The sequence below is a fragment of the Candidatus Scalindua japonica genome, assembly GCF_002443295.1.
Taxonomy (GTDB): domain Bacteria; phylum Planctomycetota; class Brocadiia; order Brocadiales; family Scalinduaceae; genus Scalindua; species Scalindua japonica.
The window spans coordinates 216,741-237,865 of the sequence record NZ_BAOS01000004.1 but is presented as its reverse complement, the minus strand read 5'-3'; the positions used below and the strand labels follow the sequence as shown (position 1 = coordinate 237,865).

General features: G+C 38.9%; 18 protein-coding genes. 5 read left to right on the top strand and 13 right to left on the bottom strand.

The window, feature by feature from the left end:
• Window positions 1-48: 48 nt before the first annotated feature.
• Window positions 49-3,036: a PKD domain-containing protein gene (locus SCALIN_RS03320; RefSeq protein WP_096892838.1), complete on the top strand. Its 2,988-nt coding sequence runs from the start codon at window positions 49-51 to the stop codon at window positions 3,034-3,036.
• An 84-nt stretch (window positions 3,037-3,120) separates the two neighbouring features.
• Window positions 3,121-3,855 (top strand): DUF4197 domain-containing protein, encoded by a 735-nt coding sequence (locus tag SCALIN_RS03315; protein WP_203415324.1) that lies wholly within the window; start codon window positions 3,121-3,123, stop codon window positions 3,853-3,855.
• Between the two features lie 70 nt (window positions 3,856-3,925).
• Here the strand turns inward: SCALIN_RS03315 and SCALIN_RS03310 are convergent, their stop codons facing one another.
• From SCALIN_RS03310 to SCALIN_RS03270, 9 genes are all read right to left on the bottom strand, one after another.
• Window positions 3,926-4,666 (bottom strand): hypothetical protein, encoded by a 741-nt coding sequence (locus SCALIN_RS03310; RefSeq protein ID WP_203415323.1) that lies wholly within the window; start codon window positions 4,664-4,666, stop codon window positions 3,926-3,928.
• Between the two features lie 80 nt (window positions 4,667-4,746).
• Window positions 4,747-5,556 (bottom strand): hypothetical protein, encoded by an 810-nt coding sequence (locus SCALIN_RS03305; RefSeq protein ID WP_096892837.1) that lies wholly within the window; start codon window positions 5,554-5,556, stop codon window positions 4,747-4,749.
• Window positions 5,556-6,209: a hypothetical protein gene (locus SCALIN_RS03300; protein WP_096892836.1), complete on the bottom strand. Its 654-nt coding sequence runs from the start codon at window positions 6,207-6,209 to the stop codon at window positions 5,556-5,558. The genes SCALIN_RS03305 and SCALIN_RS03300 overlap by 1 nt, the downstream gene beginning before the upstream one ends.
• A gap of 31 nt (window positions 6,210-6,240) precedes the next feature.
• Entirely contained in the window at window positions 6,241-7,440 is a 1,200-nt protein-coding gene (locus tag SCALIN_RS03295) for a DUF6754 domain-containing protein (RefSeq protein WP_096892835.1), read from the bottom strand.
• Window positions 7,440-8,582 (bottom strand): hypothetical protein, encoded by a 1,143-nt coding sequence (locus SCALIN_RS03290; RefSeq protein WP_096892834.1) that lies wholly within the window; start codon window positions 8,580-8,582, stop codon window positions 7,440-7,442. Before SCALIN_RS03290 ends, SCALIN_RS03295 begins: the two co-directional genes overlap by 1 nt.
• 20 nt (window positions 8,583-8,602) lie before the next feature.
• A complete protein-coding gene (locus tag SCALIN_RS03285) occupies window positions 8,603-10,402 on the bottom strand; it encodes a glutamate mutase L (RefSeq protein ID WP_096892833.1) in 1,800 nt (599 codons plus the stop codon).
• Between the two features lie 90 nt (window positions 10,403-10,492).
• Entirely contained in the window at window positions 10,493-10,711 is a 219-nt protein-coding gene (locus tag SCALIN_RS03280) for a hypothetical protein (RefSeq protein ID WP_096892832.1), read from the bottom strand.
• 239 nt (window positions 10,712-10,950) lie between these two features.
• Window positions 10,951-13,143 (bottom strand): hypothetical protein, encoded by a 2,193-nt coding sequence (locus tag SCALIN_RS03275; protein WP_133111635.1) that lies wholly within the window; start codon window positions 13,141-13,143, stop codon window positions 10,951-10,953.
• Window positions 13,144-13,280: 137 nt separating this feature from the next.
• Window positions 13,281-15,020 (bottom strand): SpoIVB peptidase S55 domain-containing protein, encoded by a 1,740-nt coding sequence (locus tag SCALIN_RS03270; RefSeq protein ID WP_162532126.1) that lies wholly within the window; start codon window positions 15,018-15,020, stop codon window positions 13,281-13,283.
• Window positions 15,021-15,292: 272 nt separating this feature from the next.
• Here SCALIN_RS03270 and SCALIN_RS03265 point away from each other — a divergent pair, with 272 nt between their 5' ends.
• Window positions 15,293-16,045 (top strand): L-threonylcarbamoyladenylate synthase, encoded by a 753-nt coding sequence (locus SCALIN_RS03265; protein WP_096892829.1) that lies wholly within the window; start codon window positions 15,293-15,295, stop codon window positions 16,043-16,045.
• Complete coding sequence (rpiB, locus tag SCALIN_RS03260; RefSeq protein WP_096892828.1) at window positions 16,017-16,460, top strand: ribose 5-phosphate isomerase B; 444 nt, start codon at window positions 16,017-16,019, stop codon at window positions 16,458-16,460. The genes SCALIN_RS03265 and rpiB overlap by 29 nt, the downstream gene beginning before the upstream one ends.
• On the opposite strand, the gene SCALIN_RS03255 is transcribed toward rpiB, so the two are convergent.
• From SCALIN_RS03255 to SCALIN_RS03240, 4 genes are all read right to left on the bottom strand, one after another.
• Window positions 16,457-17,284: a LolA family protein gene (locus tag SCALIN_RS03255; RefSeq protein ID WP_096892827.1), complete on the bottom strand. Its 828-nt coding sequence runs from the start codon at window positions 17,282-17,284 to the stop codon at window positions 16,457-16,459. The genes rpiB and SCALIN_RS03255 overlap by 4 nt on opposite strands.
• Complete coding sequence (ndk, locus tag SCALIN_RS03250) at window positions 17,274-17,732, bottom strand: nucleoside-diphosphate kinase (protein ID WP_096892826.1); 459 nt, start codon at window positions 17,730-17,732, stop codon at window positions 17,274-17,276. Before ndk ends, SCALIN_RS03255 begins: the two co-directional genes overlap by 11 nt.
• The gene (locus SCALIN_RS03245) at window positions 17,707-18,246 is read right to left on the bottom strand and encodes a DUF4416 family protein (RefSeq protein WP_096892825.1); all 540 of its coding nucleotides are present in this window, start codon (window positions 18,244-18,246) and stop codon (window positions 17,707-17,709) included. Before SCALIN_RS03245 ends, ndk begins: the two co-directional genes overlap by 26 nt.
• Before the next feature lie 168 nt (window positions 18,247-18,414).
• Window positions 18,415-20,121: a proline--tRNA ligase gene (locus SCALIN_RS03240; RefSeq protein ID WP_096892824.1), complete on the bottom strand. Its 1,707-nt coding sequence runs from the start codon at window positions 20,119-20,121 to the stop codon at window positions 18,415-18,417.
• A gap of 360 nt (window positions 20,122-20,481) precedes the next feature.
• Between SCALIN_RS03240 and SCALIN_RS03235 the strand changes: the two genes are divergently transcribed.
• On the top strand, window positions 20,482-21,006 hold the full coding sequence (locus tag SCALIN_RS03235; RefSeq protein WP_096892823.1) for a hypothetical protein: 525 nt from the start codon (window positions 20,482-20,484) through the stop codon (window positions 21,004-21,006).
• The last annotated feature ends 119 nt before the right edge of the window (window positions 21,007-21,125 follow it).

Genomic DNA, 21,125 nt, shown 5'->3' with positions numbered 1-21,125 from the left:
TAGACAAAATTTATTTTATCTTTTAGTTCGTGAGGAGGGTTTAATGATATGAAAAAATTATTATTTTTTATTTTTATAATAGTGGTTGCAATGGGGGCGGAAAAGTCTTTTGCCTTTATAATACCGGAAAATGACACAAATGCCGAATTCCTTTATGTTACCGGCCCGAACAGTGACCCATTGACGGGCGCTGAAGATCACAAGCAGGTACTACATATTGATGTTCCTGAAGATGCTGATGGCCCTGTCAATATAAGTGTTTATGATCCTGATACTGGTGGTGCTTTGTACGACTATGAAAATCCGCAAATGGGTGGTGATCTGGATGCAAGAGTAAATGGTACAAACGAGTGGGATACTGAGACAGTAATTACTCTTACCGGAAAAAGAGGGGTAAAATATAGTAAACGATTTTATGAAGGCGAATACAATCGTAAATTCTATGATTTTAAATCTTTATCAAAAACCGATGGTGAGAAGATCGGCTCGTATTACAGGTTTACGCTAGATATTACTGCTACATCGGGAGATGATGGTAACCTTTTCAAAGTTAAGGTTTCTCCTGAAAGTGCGAGGGTGTCCAGTACGAATATTACCTTTCGACTGTTGGATAAGGAAGGATCAAGGATGCATTTCTATCCTTTAATACCGGAGGGTGTTGACACAGTTCTGGTAGAGAATTACGATTTGGACCACGATGGCGGCACAAGCATTGTGCGTGATCCTCAAGATAACAGTAAACATAATATAGGCGATTCATCAAGCGGAGAATGGCACCAGACTCAGGTAACTTTTTCTTCAACTAATGAGAGGTTCCTTGATTACATCGTTACAAAAGGAACGCAGATCGAGGCTCAGGCCGGGTTACGGATTACCGATATGAATGGTAATCCAATTCCGATACATTTCAGGCGGGAGCAAGCAAGACCGGTACTCTTGGGAACATGTAACGAATTCACATTTGACGCGACAAGTTCTTATGATCCTGATAACCAGTCCCTTTCCTATTATTGGGATTTTGGCGATGGTACTGTAAGTGAAGAACCTGTTGTGACCCATCGATTTGAAAAGGGTGGTGATTTTAATGTAATCCTTTCTGTACAGGATAATTCAGGTCTGGAGTGTGATACCGCTGTTTCATCACAGGTAGTGACGGTAAATACACCTCCCGTCGCAAATTTTACTGGACCTTCCACAGCCTGTACCAGCCAGGAAGTTGTTTTTGATGCAAGTGGAACTACTGATAGTACACCAGGTCAGACTACTTACAACTGGGACTTTGGTGATGGAACGAGTGCTCAAGGATTACAGGTTTCAAAATCCTTTGATCAAGGTGGTACCTATCACGTAAGGTTAACGGTAGATGATAATGCCGGGACAACCTGCAGTACTGACAGCATTGGAAAAGTTATAGCTATCAATACTAAACCTATTGCTCATGCCGGTGAAGATGTCGACCTGTGTTTGCAGCATAATCAGGATTACAATGTTAGTTTTAACGGTTCACACTCAATAGACGAAGATGACGATTCATTAAATTATAGATGGGATTTTGGTGACGGAACGAGTGATATGGGTGCAAATGTGACTCATGTTTACCAGAATAAAGGGAATTATATGGCTACACTTTATGTAGATGATGGTTCCGGGTCGGAATGTAGTTCCAGTTCAGATACTGTAAGAGTCAGTTTAAACAAAGCTCCTGTCGCCGTTGCAGGGCGTGATGTTGCCGTTTGTCAGGGTGATGAAGTTGTTTTTGACGGATCCGGTTCAACTGGAGAACCAGGCGAAGTACTGGAATATGAGTGGGATTTTGGTGATGGAACAACAGCTAACGGTGTTAGCACAACACATGTTTATGCACAAGGAGGTACTTATAAGGCCATGCTTACTGTTGACGACATGCAGAATACATCATGCTCTACTAACATTGAGAAAGTGTTTGTTACCGTTAACTCCAGTCCAACTGCTGCTTTAATCGCAGATAACCTGGCTATCACAGGTGATGAGATTGCATTTGATGCTTCAGGATCAAGTGATCCTGAAGGTGACAATCTGTCTTATTCATGGGATTTCGGTGATGGAACTACAGGTAATGGTTCTAATGTATCTCATGTTTACACACAGGGAGGTACTTATCCTGTAAAAGTGACGGTAAGTGATAATAAAGGTACTGTATGTTCCGACGACATAGCTACCACAAACATTACAATTAACACACCTCCGTCTGCTGATATAATGGCAGTAAATGTTGCATGTACCGGAGGCGTGGTTGCATTTGATGGCTCCGGATCCAGTGACGCTGATGGAGATGTCCTTGCTTATACCTGGGACTTTGGAGATGGAACAGAGAAGCAGACCGGGGCTAATGTCTCGCATGTTTACACACAGGGAGGTAATTATACGGTAAGTCTGACTGTGGATGACAATAAAGGAACAAGTCGTTCAACAGATACGGCGAGTGCTAATATCACAATCAACACTCCTCCTTCAGCAGTGTTTACTGTGCCAGGGCTTGCATGTACAGGAGATGAGCTTCTTTTTGATGCTGCAGGTTCAAGTGATGTTGATGGTGATTCTCTGACTTACACTTGGGATTTCGGTGACGGAATTACGGATGTTGGTTCTACAGTCACGCATGTTTACAGTAGCGGTGGTAGTTATTCTGTAGGTTTGACGGTAGATGACAATAAAGGTACTGTATGTTCAAGTGATATGACTGCCTTGAATGTAAGAATAAATACACCTCCAGTTGCTAATGCTGGTCCTAATCATGTTTGCTGCCTTGATGCAGTATCTGATTTTGACGGTTCCCGTTCAAGCGATGCGGATGGTGACAACCTGACGTACACATGGGATTTTGGAGACGGTAATACTGGTAATGGAGCAAAGGTTGATCATGTTTATTCCAAACCAGGAACATACGTTGTAACATTAACCGTTAATGACAATTCCGGTACAAAGTGTGATAGTGCGACTGACTCATTTACTGCAACAGTAAATGCTAAGCCAACATCTATCATACAAGTTAGATAATTTAGTCATTTGTTTTGAACAGGAAAGAGGGGGGATGAGTTATATTTCCTCTTCTTTCCTGTTTTCATTTCTGGAGATGGATAAATGCGAAAATCGATAGTTGTTCTGGTAATTATTTTTATGTCTGCTTACTCCAGCCAAGTTTGCCATGCAGGATTATTTGATACGTTTAAAAAAATATTCAGTAGTCACAAACGGGAAGGCGTTACTGGAGTTAATGAAAACGTCATCGTAAATGCTTTAAAAGAGGCAATTTCAATAGGGACAGATAATGCGGTAAAATCGGTTTCAGAACTTGATGGATATCTGGCTAATGAGGCAATTAAGATTCTCATACCTGAAAAATTAAAGATTGTTTCGGATGGACTTCGTAAAATTGGATACAATAAACCTATAGATGATTTTATACTTAGTATGAATCGCGCAGCAGAAAAGGCCGCACCTCAAGCAAAGTCAATTTTCATAGACGCAATAAAAGAGATGACTTTTGACGATGCCAAAAAAATATTAAACGGTAGTGAAACTGCTGCAACCGAATATTTCAAGGCAAAAGCCAGTAAGAAACTCTACGATGCCTTCAATCCAATTATTTCAGCAAGAGTGAATGAGGTTGGTGCCACACGATTTTATAAAGACATGGTAAACAAGATCTCTTCCTTGCCCTTTTTGAGAACAGGTGCACTTGATCTGGATGATTACGTAACAAATAATGCTTTGGAAGGGCTGTTTTATATGATTGGTGAAGAGGAAAAAAAGATAAGGACTGATCCTAAAGCAAGAGTCACAGAACTATTGGAAAAAGTATTTAAAAAACAGTAAGCTGAATTAAATTTTTCAAAACTCAATGTGTAAATCTACTCCCGGAAGAAAAAAAAGAGCCGCTTATTATCTACTGTATTATTCCGAGCCAATCTTTCAAAAGAAACTGAATGCGTCCTATAAGAAGTGACATTCTTGCCATTACGGTATAACCAAAAGAAGCACCAAAAGCTATCATAAGAAACCATATCCCTACCATGGAAATCCCTCCAATTGGGCCTTTGTGTTCCAGGGAAAAGAAGAAATAGAAAAGTACTGATACTACCCCGATAAGAACCAGTAATGTGTTTACCGTCCCCCAAAAACTTCCTGAATATAATGGTGTCAACATAGGTTCAAGCTGCCTCAACAATATTGCATTGATGAAGTTTGGAATAGCAATTCCTGACCCCATCCCAACAATAAATGCAAATGACCATCTACTGAGCCATGATAGCTTAGATGATAGCCTTAAAAACATGAATAAACCAAGTAAAGTGGGAACAATGACTGAATACTGAGGAGCATTACCCGTGTCTTTAAACACTGGTAGTATTAAGGCTTCAAAGACATCAGGCTTAAGGATATTATACCATACGATGATGATTGAATATCCCATGGCAACTCCCACAAAGAGATTTTCAGCTATCTTAAAAACAGGATTATCCTTGTAGAGAAAGCTGTACATAGCTAGTGTTATTGCCGCGGCAGTAATTATGCCAAGTCCTTCTCCCCAGATATCCAGCCAGCCAAAGGATAGATAAACTACGCTTACGATAAAAAATGCTATTAATACGAAAAAAAGAATATATATCTCTCTGTTTTTATTCATTATTTTATTGTTAAGTCCTCAATAAGTTTTGGAAGACATTAAGTTTTTTGACCACCCATTAACTTATTCAGAACCTGATCTTATTGCTTTCTTCCGGATGCAAAATATAAAAAGTTTCCAAATAATATAAAACAGACAACCAGTACATGCACAACACTTTGAGGAGACATACCGGCAGCGGCTCTATCTTTATGGTCTATCAATGTTTCGTATTCTGCCGCGCCTTTTAATCCGCCCATAAAGCCAGTCAACTGGTTAGATTGTATAAATGGATACATCTCGGGTCCCATTACTGCAGTACAGCCAACACCCAGGTCAAAATGATATTTTTCTCTACCATACACTATCCACGCTTCATAGATCCCTCCAGCGGTAAGATTAACAGCATAATCAATTTCGCGTAGTGAACTGACTCCTTTGAGGGCCAGCATGCCAGCAGTTTTTTTGCCATAGAAATCCTCTTGAAATGCCGAGTATATATCTTCTCCCATATTTAATATTACCAGGGAACTTCCTGCCTTAAAGCCTAGAAAAGCATAATCTTTTCCACTTTTCTTGCCATACTCTTTACCGGTTTCCTTGATTGCCTTTTCTGCAAGGCCGGTGCCGGCAGGATAAAGCGTCATTCCTATCACCTTGATGTCTTTCTTAAAACAGTGGTGCAGCAAGGCCAGTGCCATTGGCTGAAGTTCCTCCTTTGATGAAGGATCATAATCAAATGATATTAGTACATGAGAACCCTTTGGAAGAGAATCAATCTTGTCATACATGCTTTTAACGTGCTTTGTTGGGGGCACGGCCATCTTAAATCTGAAGAGTAAAGGAATTGTAACAGCCAGAGCAACTAACACAAATATTATGCGCCTGTCAATCTTAAGTAATTTTTCCATTAGTCGCCACCCCCGAGATAAGCCCTTTCAATACCAAAGATGATTTTGATTGAAGTAGCTATAACTCCAATAGATACTCCAATTAAGATAGCCCTTTTAGCGGCCAGATTCGGGACTGACATTATCCAGTCGGCAGCTATCGGAATATATTGTGATATCATGGTACCAATTGGGACTCGCCCCAGCATTACTATTATTGCAGATATCAGCAGGATTGTCGCCTCTTTGTTCCTGGCCCTGAAAGTCCTGTATGCGGCAGAAGCCATAAAGAATGCTAGAATAGAAAAAATTGTAGCGCCGGCAGGAACCTGTACATAATCAAATAACCAGTCAAACATTGTTCCAACCTGCTTATCATTCCAGAAGAATTCACCTCCGTTGTACAAGCCAAAGATGATGGTTATCCCGGCCCCGAAGAACACAAATACGCTATAACCCCATCCTGACACCTTTAGTTTGATTTTGTTCCAGTGCAGGTGGAACAGGCTGTAGGCTCCTATGAACATGGCAAATCCTGATATTATCATTCCCCATCTGGTTACAACTTTTAACAGATTTTGTGATGCTTCATGGGGTACATAGTATTGAAATACCATCAATATACCCATAATAAATGCAATTATCATGGGTACTGTTCTTTTAAGAAAGCTCATTTAGTTGATGTTCCTTTCTATAAATACTTTTTCAACCGGGCTTAAAGAGAAAAGTAATAAAGTCTACTCCACATGTTGCAAGAAATGCTCCAAACACAATAACACCTATTATTATTGCTTTAGTTATATCCTGTGCGCGTAAACTACCCAGAAGTAACGGGTCTCTTGATAAATAAGCGCTTGCCGCGTACAGCTCTTCACCCATAAGGGTATAATCGCATGTTGTGATAAAGAACGGCAATTGGGTAAAGGCATCTGTTGCCGCTATCTGGATAGCTCCTGTAGCTGCTCCGGTTTCGGCAAGGATCAGAGATTCCGCGTAAAAATATCCTACAAAGAAATTTGCTGCAGGTTTTTCACGGGTCATTATACCACTCAGCGCTACTACATATGGAAATTGTTCTGATGCCGCTAAAAAAACATTATCTGCTATGTACGCATCTGGTCTTCCAGCTTCTAAATATGATTCTTTAACTACTTCCTGACTTACGGACAAAACAATCGGATAAATGTTAGATACCTTGAGTGGGGTATCGTATTCCGCAACCCTTAACGCAATCTTTCCAAGTATATTTATGGCAGCAATTGTAGAGATACTGTCCATGTCATTAAGGCCATGGACAAACAATGCCGGCTTACCCATCTCTGTCGCTCTTCCTAACGCATCATCTATAGCATCTAAACCTTTTATTTTTCTGATAAAAAGGCCTTGAACTTTTTTTGCGTGCTTGATGCAGCCTAATACAATTATCGAAAAGATAATCATTATTATAAAATTATTCAATCTCAACTTGTTGAACCAGTTTCCCTTGGGGGTAGCGGATTCAATCATTCCTATATTTACACTATCAATATTTGATCTCTTGACAAGCTTGAAGAAATAATTGATGTTGTCATTATTATTAGAAATTTCTGTAATTAATAAATTATTAGTTTCAATGTGTGCAATATGATAACTGGAATCCGTACCTTCTTCATACATATCATTAGATTTGATGTGTAAAGCTTCTATTTCAAATGGACCGTTTTTATTAGTAGAAACAAATACAATGTACTCAGCATTTGTTGATTCATCAGGAGAAGACGGCCATCTGAGCGATATGCTATTGCCACTGTCATTTGGAGTATCAAAGGCCTCAAAGTCAGACTTACCTCTTCCCATGCCAAATGTGAGGGATGTGTATGAAAGGGTAAGTATAAATAATATGTATATGACCAATGTTTTATTCATTATTCCTCAATTGCCTCAACATTTGCCCTTGGTACAATAGCAGTTTGACCATCAGGAAATTCAACTTTTAAAACTCTGGCCATAGCTTCCGTCTCAATTGCCTGCAATTCACTTGGCAATTCCTTAACCTTACCAAGCATTCCAAAATTCGGATTTCTGATTATACGAATCTGGTTACCTATTGAAATTCCGACAGATTCTCTGTTCTCAGATGGACTGCTTTCTGCAGCCGTACCGGAAACCTCTTCTTTGTTATACGGAATTATTATTTCAGGTCTGACCACTCCGGCTCTTATTTGTGTGGCGCCGTTTATAGACGCGACAGAACCTTCTCTATGTTTCAATATCTCAAATGTCTTTTGTGCCATCCTGATCTGACCAAATCCTTCTGTAATAATAATTGTTATATTAATATCTTCTGATCCTGTAATTGCAACCCCTAAGTCATAGCCGAGAAGTTCATTAATTTCCTTATCCCGAATTCCACCAACAACGATTCCTTTCACACCAGTATCCAGCGCCTTTTTGATAGCATCAAAGTAGATGATTGATCCGCCTGCAATTATCTTGTCTCTGTGGCTGTCCTTTATGTTCTCAGGCGTTACAATTTCGTCAGGAGAATCAACTACAATTTGCAGCTCTCCAGTAGTTTCACCTCCAACACCGAATATGCCTTGAATGAAAGTAGCATTTGTTTCTATTACAACACCTTCCTTTTCAATTGTTTCTACTACCGTGCCATCTATATATGCACTAATCTGGACAGGTTTAGGGGGCTCTCTTAATAATATCTGACCTGTAATGTCTGAAATACTTTCAATATTACCGGTGATAGGAGAGAGGCAGATAGACTTGAACATTTTAATAAACGGTCTGGTTTCTGCTATTGGTTCATCTTTGGTTACACTATCACCCTCTTTTTTTAACATGTTTTTGCGCAAATCATTCGGCAAAATAGCAAGACGGTTTACTACATTTACAGAATGGACTTTTCCTGGTAGATTTGTCCTGGCCACTATATCATCGAATTTAACCGTGTCTCCTTTTTTTACCATCACATCACCGGGGAGTGGAAGGTTTCTGCTTTTTCTTATTTGTAATTTTTCAGCCAGTCTTAAACCTGGTGTGTAAGCGTGTGTCATAATTATATTATAAAAAAACTCTAGTTTGGATATGCATCAAAGGCCATATTCCATTTTGAAAGCACCTTGTCCATAGGTTCCTTTACTTTCCTGCAATCAAGGTCAAGTGGCCTGCCTCTTGCATCTATAACAAGACCAACTACGCCTCCCGTAACCTCTTTTGTTATTTTCTGGCCTTTTCCGACTCCCAAATCAAATTGTCTGGCAGGTGTTACTTCAACTTCAGCCTTTTCTCCTTCGCCCAATTCAAAGACTTTTATCTCTCCGTATAAAAGTAAATCATTCCGTTTCTTTCCATCAGAGTATGTAATTACGCAGTCCAGGCATTGAGCTCCATACTTACCGGAATTTGTCAAAGAAAGACATGTACCGAGGTAGATCAAGCAATCTTTCTCAAATACTTCTGTTGCCGCTTTCTCATTTATCGTAGAAAGTACACCAAGATGTGGCATCATAAATATACTGTCTACTGCTATCATGGTGATACCTTGTGGCTGAAAGGCGTCAATCATCATCATCATTGCCTGGGCCCTTCTGGGAGCATGTGATAAAACACCGCCGCTACCTACAATGAGATCAAGTTTGTTCATTTTAATAAGCGTCTCTTCTTCCCCTACCCGGTCAAATGTTTCTGAGATGTCCTTCTGTTTCTGAACTCCCTTTAGCCCAACAGCAAGTGCCTTATGCTGCTCAAATGAGAGTTTCAAAGCTTCTCTCGCTATGGCATGTTCCAGTTTTAAATCCTCCAGCAATTGAGGAATGGTAGTAGGACGAATCATTTTGTTTTTTATCCTGTTACAAATATCTGCTTCATCGATTTCAAAAGGAAGCCATTTAATAATATTTTCAATACCGGTCTCAGCAATAACATTTGATATACTGTAACTCATTCCAAAGTTGGCACTTACAGTACGATTAAAAACACCATCAAATACGGAGAATACATCTGTAGTTGCACCGCCTATGTCAACACCGACTACATTGATGTCTCCTTTTCTGGCAACTGTCTGTATCATCTCACCAACAGCACCAGGAGTTGGCATTATTGGTACACCTGTCCATGACATTAATTTTTTGTATCCGGGGGCATGTGCCATAACGTGCTCTAAAAACAGATTTTGTATTTCCTGCCTTGCAGGGCCAAGATTCTCTTTCTCCAGCACAGGTCGCAAGTTATCCGTTATTTTTAATGCCGTCTTATCTTTTAAAACATCGCTTACCCTCTCTTGTGCTTCTTTATTTCCAGCATATATGACTGGGAGTTGAAACGTCATACCCAGACGTGGTCTGGGGTTAGCCGCACCTATAAACTCTGCCAATTCTACAACATGTGATACTGTCCCACCATCAGTTCCACCTGACAGAAGTATCATGTCCGGACGCAGGTCTCTGATCCTTTCGATTTTCTCATGTGGAAGGCGTTTGTCATTAGAGGCTATTACATCCATAACAATCGCGCCTGCGCCTAAAGCAGCCTTTTGCGCGCTTTGTGCTGACATTGTCTTCACTACACCGGCAACCATCATTTGAAGGCCTCCGCCAGCACTGCTTGTTGATATATAAATATCTACGCCTGTATTACCCCGTGCGGGCGTGATAATTTTTTCTCCATCCAGTATCTTCCTGCCAGACAACTCTTCAAGTTCGGCAAAGGCATTAAGTACGCCTCTTGTAACATCTTCAAAAGGTGATTCTACGGTGGTTGGCGCTTCACCTCGGTAAGTCTGGCGATATTCATTGCTCTTTTTTTCTATAAGTATTGCTTTGGTTGTCGTGCTGCCACAGTCTGTTGCAACAATTACGTTAAGATCATTAATCATTTTGAGTAGGGTGGGCGTTGGCCACCATTTCTTTGTAAGGTATAGTAGTTCTGGTGGGCAGCGCTCACCCTGCTATAACCGTGCGTTAATCTACATTTCAGGATTTTCTCCTGCTGCATTTTCTTTCTGTTCAATCTCATTTATCAGCAGGTCTACGACTTCTCGCTTTTCCAATATAATGGCCAATTTATGATACTCTTCTCTGGTAAAAAAACGTGAAAGGACCGGTTTTAAAAAAATCATTGCCTGACTGCCAATAAAATTTAAAGGTCGTACAGATTCGAGAAACATAATAGCCGGTACTGACATATTTCTCCTGACTATACAGTCTGCTAATTTTCTGATTAAGGCAGTGTCACAATCCTCAAACTTCACGCCATCAGTTGCGAATGCGTGTTTGAAACCGTCAATTATTTTTTTATTTTAACCATACCTATAGTCTTGAAGGTTATAATTTTGTACATGCTTATAATAAAGATAAAGCAATTAACCAAAATATGTTTAATCACGACTTTGTAAATATAATCTTCTAATCCTTAAATTACTAATCAAGGATTAAATACAATCCTGCTGCTACCTATGTTACCCTCATAATCTAATGCATTGATAACGATAGTGTGTTCATCAGCCGAAATGTATGGGATTGTAATAATGAATGTTTCCTCCATTGAATCAAAAATTTTGTCTTCCGGGAATGTTGTCTGCCATTCTCCCGAATCTATAGAATATTGAATGTCTGTTATATTACACATAGCATCCCTTGCGGTACCTGAAACAATTATGGTGTGACCGGCTCTACCGTTCTTGTCTATTGTGTTAGACTGAACAACCGTTTTAAGATTTAATACTACCGGCCTTGTATTATCTATAAGAAAGCTTTCACTCTCTATATCTTCGTGCAATGCGAATTCCAGCGGATTATCCAGACTATCACACGCAATGACTTTCGCTTGATAGTATCCATCTGGTATTCTGTTTATGTTCCAATAGAGTTCATTTACCTCTTTAACATTTTTTTTTAAATTCTTCCATTTGCTTTCATCAACACTCTTAAATTCAAGATCAAATTCCAATCTATCGTTATTAGGGTCTTCTGCATCCCAGGATATTAGTTTCCTGGGTTCGTTTGAGGCCGCTTTCTGATTCTTGCGGCTGCTATCCAGATATAGATCATCAGGTCCTGAATGGACGGTTTCCGGTACATTTAAGGTGTTGCTATTTTCCATAATATCATCTGGAAAGTGACTTGGAGCAGTGACCTCAACTCTTCTAATAATAGGAGGTTGGTTTTGAGGCAAGTAAGCTATACTGACATTCTCAAGGGAAGGTGTAACGTTGGAATCATTAGTCAAAAGAGTAGCACGGTATTGTATAAAGCGTGCTGAAGGGCTTTTAACTTTTACGACTTTGGACTTGTGTGTCTGTGCCCAGTCACTCCACGTAATATCCGGCCTTCTGTTATTCCCGGACCTTGTGGACAATATGATATTGGTTTGTGGGGGTGTCTTTCCTTTCCATGAAATACACCCCCATGAAGAAATATATGTTGTGTCGTGGACAACGGACTCGTAAGTTCCTTCACGAGAGAATGAGCTTGATAATTGATAAATATTCGCATTGTTACCAGTTGCAATGTAATTGATTCCATTTTTATATGAAAGAATTTCTAACACCTGTGATTCACTGAAATCATAAAGCAAACTGGCGCCATTGTTACTGTCAATTTTAAATAATGCTGCCTTGTTCCCAGTACCCACAATAACATCATTGTTATAATCAATTGCCAGGCAGAGAATAAATCCTTCTGCTGCAAATATTTTTCTTACTCTTCCATCTTTATCAATACGATATACATTATTCATTTCTGGAATTACAGGCACTTCTCTCATTCCATTTTCAGCATATCCTTCTTCCATAAAAGTTGAGGCTGCTGTTTCAATATCATTTTCAGACAAGAAATTATTTAGCCAGACATCACTTGGTTCACCTGGAAAATTTTCCATTAGCAGTGGTAACTGTACTTTCGGTAGAACAGGAGGAGCGGGAGCGCGAAGTAACGGAGGGGTACCGGATGAAGTTCCTGCGTATACAACACCATTTTTATCTATGGCCAGGCAATGGACCTCATCTTCATCCGCATCATAAAGGACAGATGCGTTACCATTTGGAGTTATCTTGTAAATAATTCCCTCTGGTTCACTGCAGGCATAAACATTGCCATCATCATCAATTACAAGATCAAGTATATTTGAAAACGGTGAATCAAAAAAGAGGATTGGAATTCCTTTATCTGAAATCTTATAGATATCACCGCTGTTGCCAGTAGCTGCGTATAGGTTACCGCAATTATCAGAAATAATGTCCCATATATATGGAACGGGAAGTTTGCAGAATACCTCTCCCTGTCCCTTAGATGAGATTTTGTAAATTCTTCCGTTAGGTAAAGTACCCGCAAAAATATTTCCTGCGGAATCGATTGTAAGGCTTTGGACATGTAGCTCAGGAGTTTTAAAATACTCTTCAATATTCCCATTGTGGCTGGCCTTGAATACCGTGCCTGGGTTGCCAGTACCTGCAAATAATGAATCAGTACCGTCTGCAACCAGGCACCAGACATATGATGCCAGTATACCATCTGCTCTTCTTTTGTCTGGTGATAATGTGAATTTCCCTGAACTACTTACAGACACATTTTGTAACTTACCTTTTGAAATCTCCGCCGGATCAGTATTTGTCCACATTTTTGTTGTAACTGCATATATGGGCTGTGTATTTAATAATATTAAAATGTTAGCCAACAGGGTGATGGCTAATCTGTAATTTTTAAGTAAATTTATCATTAATCAGTATGGTGAGCACTGCCCACTAAATTGAATACTTAACTCTTATTATCAACAAACAAATTAATAGTCTGCTTGCCATTGATAAACCATTCAGTTGGGATTCGTTTAACTATTTCACTTCGTAATGGAGTCACGCCACTTTGATTTGACAAAGACATTATGCTTAAAAATGAATTTGGAAGTGACGGAAAATCTTCACCCATGTACGTAAGCCCCTTTTTATTTAGTCTCAATTTGACGATTATGTTGCTATTGTGCTCTTCATTTTCCAGGTGGTGTATTAACTGTTCAAAGCTGGATGGCAAAAAACTTCCCGGAGCGCTAGTCATTTCCAGCATTTTACTATTCATGGCATCACACACTATTACCTGTATACTGCTTCCGGGAGCAACATCATCAGGGATCTTGATTGTTAACGGTATAGATGCATAGCTTCTGGCATATTGTTTTACACTGATATTCATGAGCACCTCTTCTCCCGGAGAAACCCACTTATTGCTGACCTTGATATTATCAATAAATGCAACATTGTTATGTTCTGAGATATCGGCAACTAAATTAATAGATTCTATTTTTGCCGTCTTGAATTCATTATTTAGCAATATTGTAATTGGTTCAATAACGTTGTAAATCGGTAGCCAGGAAGGCCCAGAGTCAAAATATTTATTCTCTATACTGATTGGTTCTTCCCTGTCAGCGATACCTATATCAAGTTTTATCATCATGGACTTTTCGCCTACAGTTTTTTCAGTAGTGAGTATCGCATTCTCAATTGCCATTTGTACAAGAATCGGCGTCAATATTCTATCCTGAACTACTTCAAAGTTGTATTCAATATTCAGAGATCCTTGTATTTTAACCTGGCAAGGTAACATTTGAGTATATTCACCAATTTTTCCGGCAATTGCAGACCTCCTGTCCTGTGTAATTCTTCCAATGATTTTACCAGGTGATGCCATTTTTGTTGAGCTGGCCTGGCTTGCAAGTATAGTATGCACTTCTGCTGTTGCCATTGGCATATCAGTATTTCCGATTTGAATTATTGGGTGTCCAAATGCAAGAATATCATTACCATCTCGGTATGTTAAGGTTCCGACTGCGGAAACGCTCAAATCACCCCTGATTATTTCAACCGCAATAGATGAACCTGGCATGAAATTAACGAGGTCTTCTGGCGAACCATATTCACCGTTACTACTATGAAGAGAAAACCTTCCAACTCTTCCGAAAAGAGGGCTTATTTTAGTCAGACTTTCATTACTGAACCCGGAGACAATTAAAGGGGTTTGAATGGGTACAAGGTTAAAAATAAACGGTTCCCGTGTATCAGTGTTTTCATGAAATTCATATTTGTGTAAAAGCCCGTATGATTCTAATTTGGCTATTACATTAGTATCTTGAGTATTCAGTGATGTACTCCATATCCTGTTTGCTTTCGCAGCAAGATTCTTCCTGTTTCTGGAGTCCATTTCCATTACGTCTATCATGGCTCTAATAGGAGTTACCCCTGCAATTGCATCCTTTGAATAACTCCATCCATGAGATACCGCACCTATGAGTTTATCATCAATATAAACCGGACTACCACTCATTCCGGCAATAATACCGGTTTTTTCCAAGGGGCCACCTGACATCTTTATAAGAATCATATCGTTTTTTGCTTCCCAATTTTTTAATACTCCCAGTACTTCTATATCAAATGATTCAATCTGTTTTCCAGAGAACACAGTTCTTCCGTAACCCTTCATTCCGGGTTTTATTTCATCGGTATCCATAGTTTCCCATGCAAAAACGATATGTGACCAAAACAGCAAAACAGTACAACAGAAAAAAAGTATATTCTTTGTGTTTTTCATATTCTTTATATAAACAAAACAATTCAGATGCAATTCAATCTCAATCTATCAGCTTGTTATTTTCTTGTCAAGGTGAAAAGGATTATCATCTCATATTAGTATTTCAGGTTTAAGCGTCAATTAATCGGATAGAATAAATATTGATATTACAATTTGAAGCTGATATATTTGATAAAAATCTATAAGTTCTGGTGAAATCTGGTAATGAAAACGGAAAACCAATTCGTGATGGGTATACCTCGCCAATAATATTGCGAACCGGCAAGAAGTTGAAAAACAGAATCTTTCTTAATGCAAGAAAAGTTGATTACATGACGACTAAAATTCTCAAGCTAAACAATCCGGATTCATACAGCAAAAACATTATGATTGCTGCACAGGCATTACTTTCCGGAGAGATAGTGGCATTTCCGACCGAAACAGTATATGGTTTGGGTGTATGTGCCGATAACGAGTCCGCAGTAGATAATTTGTACCGTGTTAAGCAAAGATCTAGAGAAAAAAAATTATCTATAATGATTGCAAGACCTGATGATGCAAAAGTATATGTAAAGCATATACCTCTAATTGCTGAAAAACTGATTAATTCATTCTGGCCGGGCCCTTTAACTATCATTTTTGAACTTGAAGATAATAGTACCGTGGGTTTGAGAAATCCGGACAATAGGGTTATAAGAGATCTGATTAATAAAGTGAAAAAACCGATTGCTTCTACAAGTGCAAATATATCGGGAGGACCTCCTGCAATAGATGCTCAACAGGTAATAACCGACTTGTCAAACAAGATTGATGTCGTTCTTGATGGTGGTCCTGCAGAAGCAGGTAATCCATCTACTATAATAAAAATTTGTGACGATACTTATAAAATCATTCGTCATGGTGTAATTGGAAAAGAAAGGCTTAACAGGTGTTTAAATGAAGATTGCTTTAGCATCAGATCATAGAGGGTTTGAATTTAAAAATGTAGTTGCCAGACATCTTTCAGATATGGGTCATGAACCAGTTGATTTTGGGACTCAGAATGGCAATGACTCTGTAGACTACCCTGACTACGGACGAAAGGCAGCAGAGGCAGTTTCAACCGGAGAATGTGTTCGTGCTGTCCTGATATGCGGGACAGGACTTGGGATGTCACTTATCGCAAATAAGGTCAAAGGTGTACGTGCAACTGTATGTCATAATCCATTTACTGTGGAGATGAGTAGAAGGCATAATGATGCTAATGTTTTGTGTTTGGGTGTGGATGTAATAGATCATCAATTACTTGAAGAGAAGTTGAAAATATTTCTTGAAACAGAGTTTGAAGGCGGCAGGCATGCCAGGCGGGTCGATAAAATTATGGATGCGGAATCCAGTTAATTTGTTTCAATAATATCTGCTTTTTTCGGTTTCTTGAAATGAAATATTTCAGGTTTGAGTGGTTCGTTTATTATAATGTTGTTCAGGTTTAAGCTTAAAGTAGTATCTGTGTCGGGCCAGTGGATCTGAATTGATTCAGGAACAGATTGACCGTTTGTTTCTGTATAATCATTGAATGACGCCTGTGCCCTGATAAAGCTATCAGGTTTGAACATAGTGAGTTCAGTGACAGTACTTTCAACCCTGTTCACCATTAATCTGGCATAAGGCGCCACTCTGTTGCCAAACTGGTCTAATACGTGAACTAACCAGAAAGTCGGCCATGTTTCCATATAGGCGTATCTTCCTTCAAAGAGCTTATCATGCTCTAAAAGAGCGGCTATATCATCAGGGAAAATATATGCATTGGTATCTGTTCCTTTGATCGTATCGCATTTTCCCGTATAAACGACTCTCTCTTTAGGCAGATAAAACCAATAATTCTCTCCATCTGAAAGCATATCAAAAGCAGTCATTGCAAGCTTGGACCCAATGACTCTAATCTTTCCAGGTTTCTGATATCTTACAATTCCCTTACACTTAAACTCTCCATTAATTTCAGGGTTTGTTATTATTATGTCGGCTTTGGCCTTTAGCGTGGTAATGCCTGATTTCTCTGTCCGTATTGTATCTTTTACTTTTGTGAATGAAAGGGTCCGGACTTTGCGGAGATCAATGTCTGGTTTGTCACTGATGTACGGTCTGACTTGATGTGTCGCACAGCCGACAGGGAGGATGAGAAGTATAAACAGGATTGTTTTTGTTATGAATGATTTAAACTGCATCGTCGTAAATCCATTTCACGCCAGATTGTTTATTTTGCATGAGGTCTCCATTCTCAAAGAAGAGGGATATCTCTCTTTCCGCAGACTCTACCGAATCTGAACCATGTATCAGGTTGAAACGTTTGCTCATTGCAAAATCACCTCTTATTGTTCCCGGAGTCGCTTCGTACCCGAATGTAGCACCCATGAGTTTTCGGGTAACTTCTATTGTATTCTCTCCTCTTAATACCAGCATTACCACCGGTCCGGAAGTCATGAACTTTATAAGCTTTTCAAAGTAGTCCTTACCGTTATGAATAGAATAATTCTCTTTTGCCAGTTTTTCGGAGATAGTAGTCATCTTTAGCCCAATTATTTCTAATCCTTTTTCTTCAAACCTGCTGATTACTTTCCCAATTAAACGGCGTTGTACCGCATCCGGCTTAATTATTACTAATGTCTTTTGCATATAATGTCCTTACTTTTAAGAAAAAGTTTTTGTATTTATCTGTCTGATAATCAGGATATGTCCATGGCAGATTTTTAAACACCTCATGTTGGTAAAACAATGTGACTTCCGCGTAGATACCTTCCTGAAGATGAATTCTATGATAATACTCTTTTGCAGAGGCGAGTATGAGATTACAAAGAGTAAGATATCCCGGGTCTAAGTTGATCGGTCTGATAACATCAAATCGGTTGTTGTGCTTGAACTCCTCTTCCAGCTGATTTGTCAGAATCTTAATAGCAGATAGCTCTTCAGGTTTAATAAGATTCTTAAAACATATAAACTGCCTTGAGATATTGCTTCCCATTTCCTTTTTGTAGTAATCCGTAAAATTGAATGGAAAAATCTCACTTTTAATATCAACCTCGCCAAAATGTCCAACCAGTAAACTTTCTACATCATCTAAAAAATCTTTATTGCAGGAAAGAATTCCTATAAAAAGTTTTACCGGTTTGGTTAAGCTGATATCTGCCATAACATAATTTTAGACTTTGAGGGAAAACAACCTTATAATTCAGCAATTATTTGTTACACAAATATGATTAGCCTCTCTCCACCAGACAAAAGTACCAATCTCTCTTTTGAGAGGATTCCGATTTAAGGCACCTCTCAAAAGAGAGGCGTGCTTCAACCGGGTTCGTTTTTACCTTAAAGAATCCATTAGTGTTTTGATTTCAGCAAGCAAATTCTCAGGCTTTGTGTAAAGCACTTCATCTTTAGATCGCAACTTAACCTCAAGCTCACCGGTTTCTTTCAGGCGTTTGCCAGCAGTTATTCTGATAGGAATACCGATGAGATCAGCGTCCTTGAATTTGAACCCGGGTCTCTGATCTCTGTCGTCAAGCAGGGTATCAATTCCGGCATTACACAGTTCGTTGTAAACTTTTGTAGCTGTATCCGTGATAATTTTATCTTTAAAGTTTATAGGCACGATTAATACCTCATAGGGAGCCAGTGGTAATGGCCAGATTATACCGTTCGAGTCGTGAGATTTCTCAATAGTTGCTGCCAGGATTCTGTTGACACCAATACCATACGATCCCATAATAATGGGACGCTCTTTTCCATTACGATCCAGGAATTTTGCACCCAGCGAATCACTATATCTGGTTCCCAGTTTAAAAACATGTCCCAGCTCAATTCCGTTAGAAACATTAAGTGCCTTGTTACACTTAGGGCATTTATCATTTTCTGTAACAAATCGAATATCGACTGTTCTGTCAATATTAAAATCTCTTTCAGGGTTTGCATTCATAATATGAGTGTCAATCTTATTGCCTCCCACAACACAATTCTTCATTACAGATACTGCCTGGTCTGCAATTATCAGTGTCTTTAAGCCAATAGGGCCAGCAAACCCCACAGGGGCGTTTGTAAGGTTGGTAACCGTTTCTTCACTCGCCAGAGCTAATTCATCACTCGATAGCACCTTTGACAGTTTGGTTTCATTAACATCATGGTCTCCACGGATCAGAATGGCCACATCTTTGCCGTCGAATGTGTATACCAATGTTTTAACCATTTTGTCTGGCTCTATACCAAGGAAATCACTTACCTCAGCTATAGTTGTCATATTTGGAGTAGATACTTCTTTAGGATCATCTGATAAAACATTATCACTTGCTAGGATGGGGGAAGGCTCGGCCTTTTCAAGATTTGCGCTATAATCACAACCCATGCATTTTACTATTACGTCCTCACCGTTTTCATTTGGGACCATAAATTCGTGTGAAACATCACCGCCCATTGCGCCGGTATCAGCTTCAACTGCTAAAAACTCCAATTTGCATCGTTCAAAAATCCTGAAATAGGTATCGTACATTTTCTGATAGCTGTCATTCAGTCTCTCAAAATCTATATCGAAACTATAAGCATCTTTCATTAAAAACTCTTTGCTTCGTAAAACACCAAATCTTGGTCTGGCCTCATCCCTGAATTTCGTCTGAATCTGATACAAAATTAATGGAAGTTGCTTATAAGAGCTGACTTCATTCTTCACTAAATCAGTAATAACCTCCTCGTGTGTAGGGCTTAAGGCCATATCTTTATTGTGACGGTCTTTCATGCTTAGTAAGTCATCGCCAAAGGCACCAATTCTTCCACTGAGCTCTAAAAGTGTCAATGGTTGCAGTGCCGGTAACGAAAGTTCAATCGCTCCGGAGTTATCCATTTCTTCCTTGATAATTGCTATTACTTTGTTAAGTATCTTGGTGCCTAGCGGTAAGTACGAATACACACCTGCTGACAACTTCCTGATCATACCGGAGCGAATCATGAGTTTGTGGCTTGCAACTTCAGCATCACTGGGATCTTCCTTTATCGTTGGTATAAATGTCTCTGTCCACTTCATAATTGGAATAAACTCCTATTTGTTACGTAAGAATATTTAAGATACTTACAGATGTGTTACTAATAGTTGAAAGATTCTATAATAAATTGTTTTTTTGCAGGAATACTTATTGAATTCAAGATTATATTGTCAGTTGGAATTATTTGCAAGGAATTTATAGACTTGGCAAATATGCTTTAAAATAACGGTTGAATTTAGCCACTCTTTTGAGTATAATCGCAAACTTTAAATACGTGTATTTATGTAATATGTTTATTCTGAATACCTTACATTAATTTTAGAATATTTATACCTGTTGGCACGTGTTCTGCGCATCCATTAATGATTTGATAGATATATATGTTAAGAGAGGATTTTATTATGTATAAGGTTTTAATTGTTTTATGTGTTTTCACAATTGCCTGTAGTTTTCAATATGTAAATACAGCTGACGGTTCTGATAATGAAGTATCGTCTGAACATAAAGATAGTCCGGATGAACTCATGGGCGAAGAGCCGGAGAAGGAAAAGAGTGAATTAGCTCTAATGATGCAGGACATAGATGAAAGCTACAAGCTGGTAGAAGAGATGTCAGGTTATTACAAATACAAAAAGAAGCAATGGAAGAAAATACTTGAGGCTGGTAAAAACATTGCTAAAGTAACCAAGAGAGTGCGTATCAAATATGCAAGACCGGATGATTTTAAATATGAAGACCAGATGAAACTGATGCAGGTCGAAGCGGAAAAGATGGCGAAAATCGCGGAGAATAAAGATAAAGACGGGGCTCTTGAAGATCAACAATGGCAAGTAAGGCGTTTAAGACAGACATGTGCTATATGCCACAAACATCTGGATATCCATATTTACCCGAATTTATACAAGCAGAAGAAACATGGTGGGTAATCGTCAGTACTTTTATACCACCAGTAATACTTGATTATCTTAAAAGTTACTGTGAGTTTTTACTTGACTCTCTTCTTTTACGATGATATATTTACCCGAATTGTTTAATGTATATTAAG

Bases quoted from the DNA above. Each gene is read 5' to 3' on its own strand.
- SCALIN_RS03240 (WP_096892824.1), bottom strand. From the start codon at position 20,121: ATGAAGTGGACAGAGACATTTATACCAACGATAAAGGAAGATCCCAGT.
- SCALIN_RS03275 (WP_133111635.1), bottom strand. From the start codon at position 13,143: ATGTGGACAAATACTGATCCGGCGGAGATTTCAAAAGGTAAGTTACAA.
- rpiB (WP_096892828.1), top strand. From the start codon at position 16,017: ATGAAGATTGCTTTAGCATCAGATCATAGAGGGTTTGAATTTAAAAAT.
- SCALIN_RS03305 (WP_096892837.1), bottom strand. From the start codon at position 5,556: ATGGAAAAATTACTTAAGATTGACAGGCGCATAATATTTGTGTTAGTT.
- SCALIN_RS03295 (WP_096892835.1), bottom strand. From the start codon at position 7,440: ATGAATAAAACATTGGTCATATACATATTATTTATACTTACCCTTTCA.
- SCALIN_RS03285 (WP_096892833.1), bottom strand. From the start codon at position 10,402: ATGATTAATGATCTTAACGTAATTGTTGCAACAGACTGTGGCAGCACG.
- SCALIN_RS03280 (WP_096892832.1), bottom strand. From the start codon at position 10,711: ATGTCAGTACCGGCTATTATGTTTCTCGAATCTGTACGACCTTTAAAT.
- SCALIN_RS03235 (WP_096892823.1), top strand. From the start codon at position 20,482: ATGTATAAGGTTTTAATTGTTTTATGTGTTTTCACAATTGCCTGTAGT.
- SCALIN_RS03315 (WP_203415324.1), top strand. From the start codon at position 3,121: ATGCGAAAATCGATAGTTGTTCTGGTAATTATTTTTATGTCTGCTTAC.
- ndk (WP_096892826.1), bottom strand. From the start codon at position 17,732: ATGCAAAAGACATTAGTAATAATTAAGCCGGATGCGGTACAACGCCGT.
- SCALIN_RS03255 (WP_096892827.1), bottom strand. From the start codon at position 17,284: ATGCAGTTTAAATCATTCATAACAAAAACAATCCTGTTTATACTTCTC.
- SCALIN_RS03290 (WP_096892834.1), bottom strand. From the start codon at position 8,582: ATGACACACGCTTACACACCAGGTTTAAGACTGGCTGAAAAATTACAA.
- SCALIN_RS03310 (WP_203415323.1), bottom strand. From the start codon at position 4,666: ATGAATAAAAACAGAGAGATATATATTCTTTTTTTCGTATTAATAGCA.
- SCALIN_RS03245 (WP_096892825.1), bottom strand. From the start codon at position 18,246: ATGGCAGATATCAGCTTAACCAAACCGGTAAAACTTTTTATAGGAATT.
- SCALIN_RS03320 (WP_096892838.1), top strand. From the start codon at position 49: ATGAAAAAATTATTATTTTTTATTTTTATAATAGTGGTTGCAATGGGG.
- SCALIN_RS03270 (WP_162532126.1), bottom strand. From the start codon at position 15,020: ATGGATACCGATGAAATAAAACCCGGAATGAAGGGTTACGGAAGAACT.
- SCALIN_RS03300 (WP_096892836.1), bottom strand. From the start codon at position 6,209: ATGAGCTTTCTTAAAAGAACAGTACCCATGATAATTGCATTTATTATG.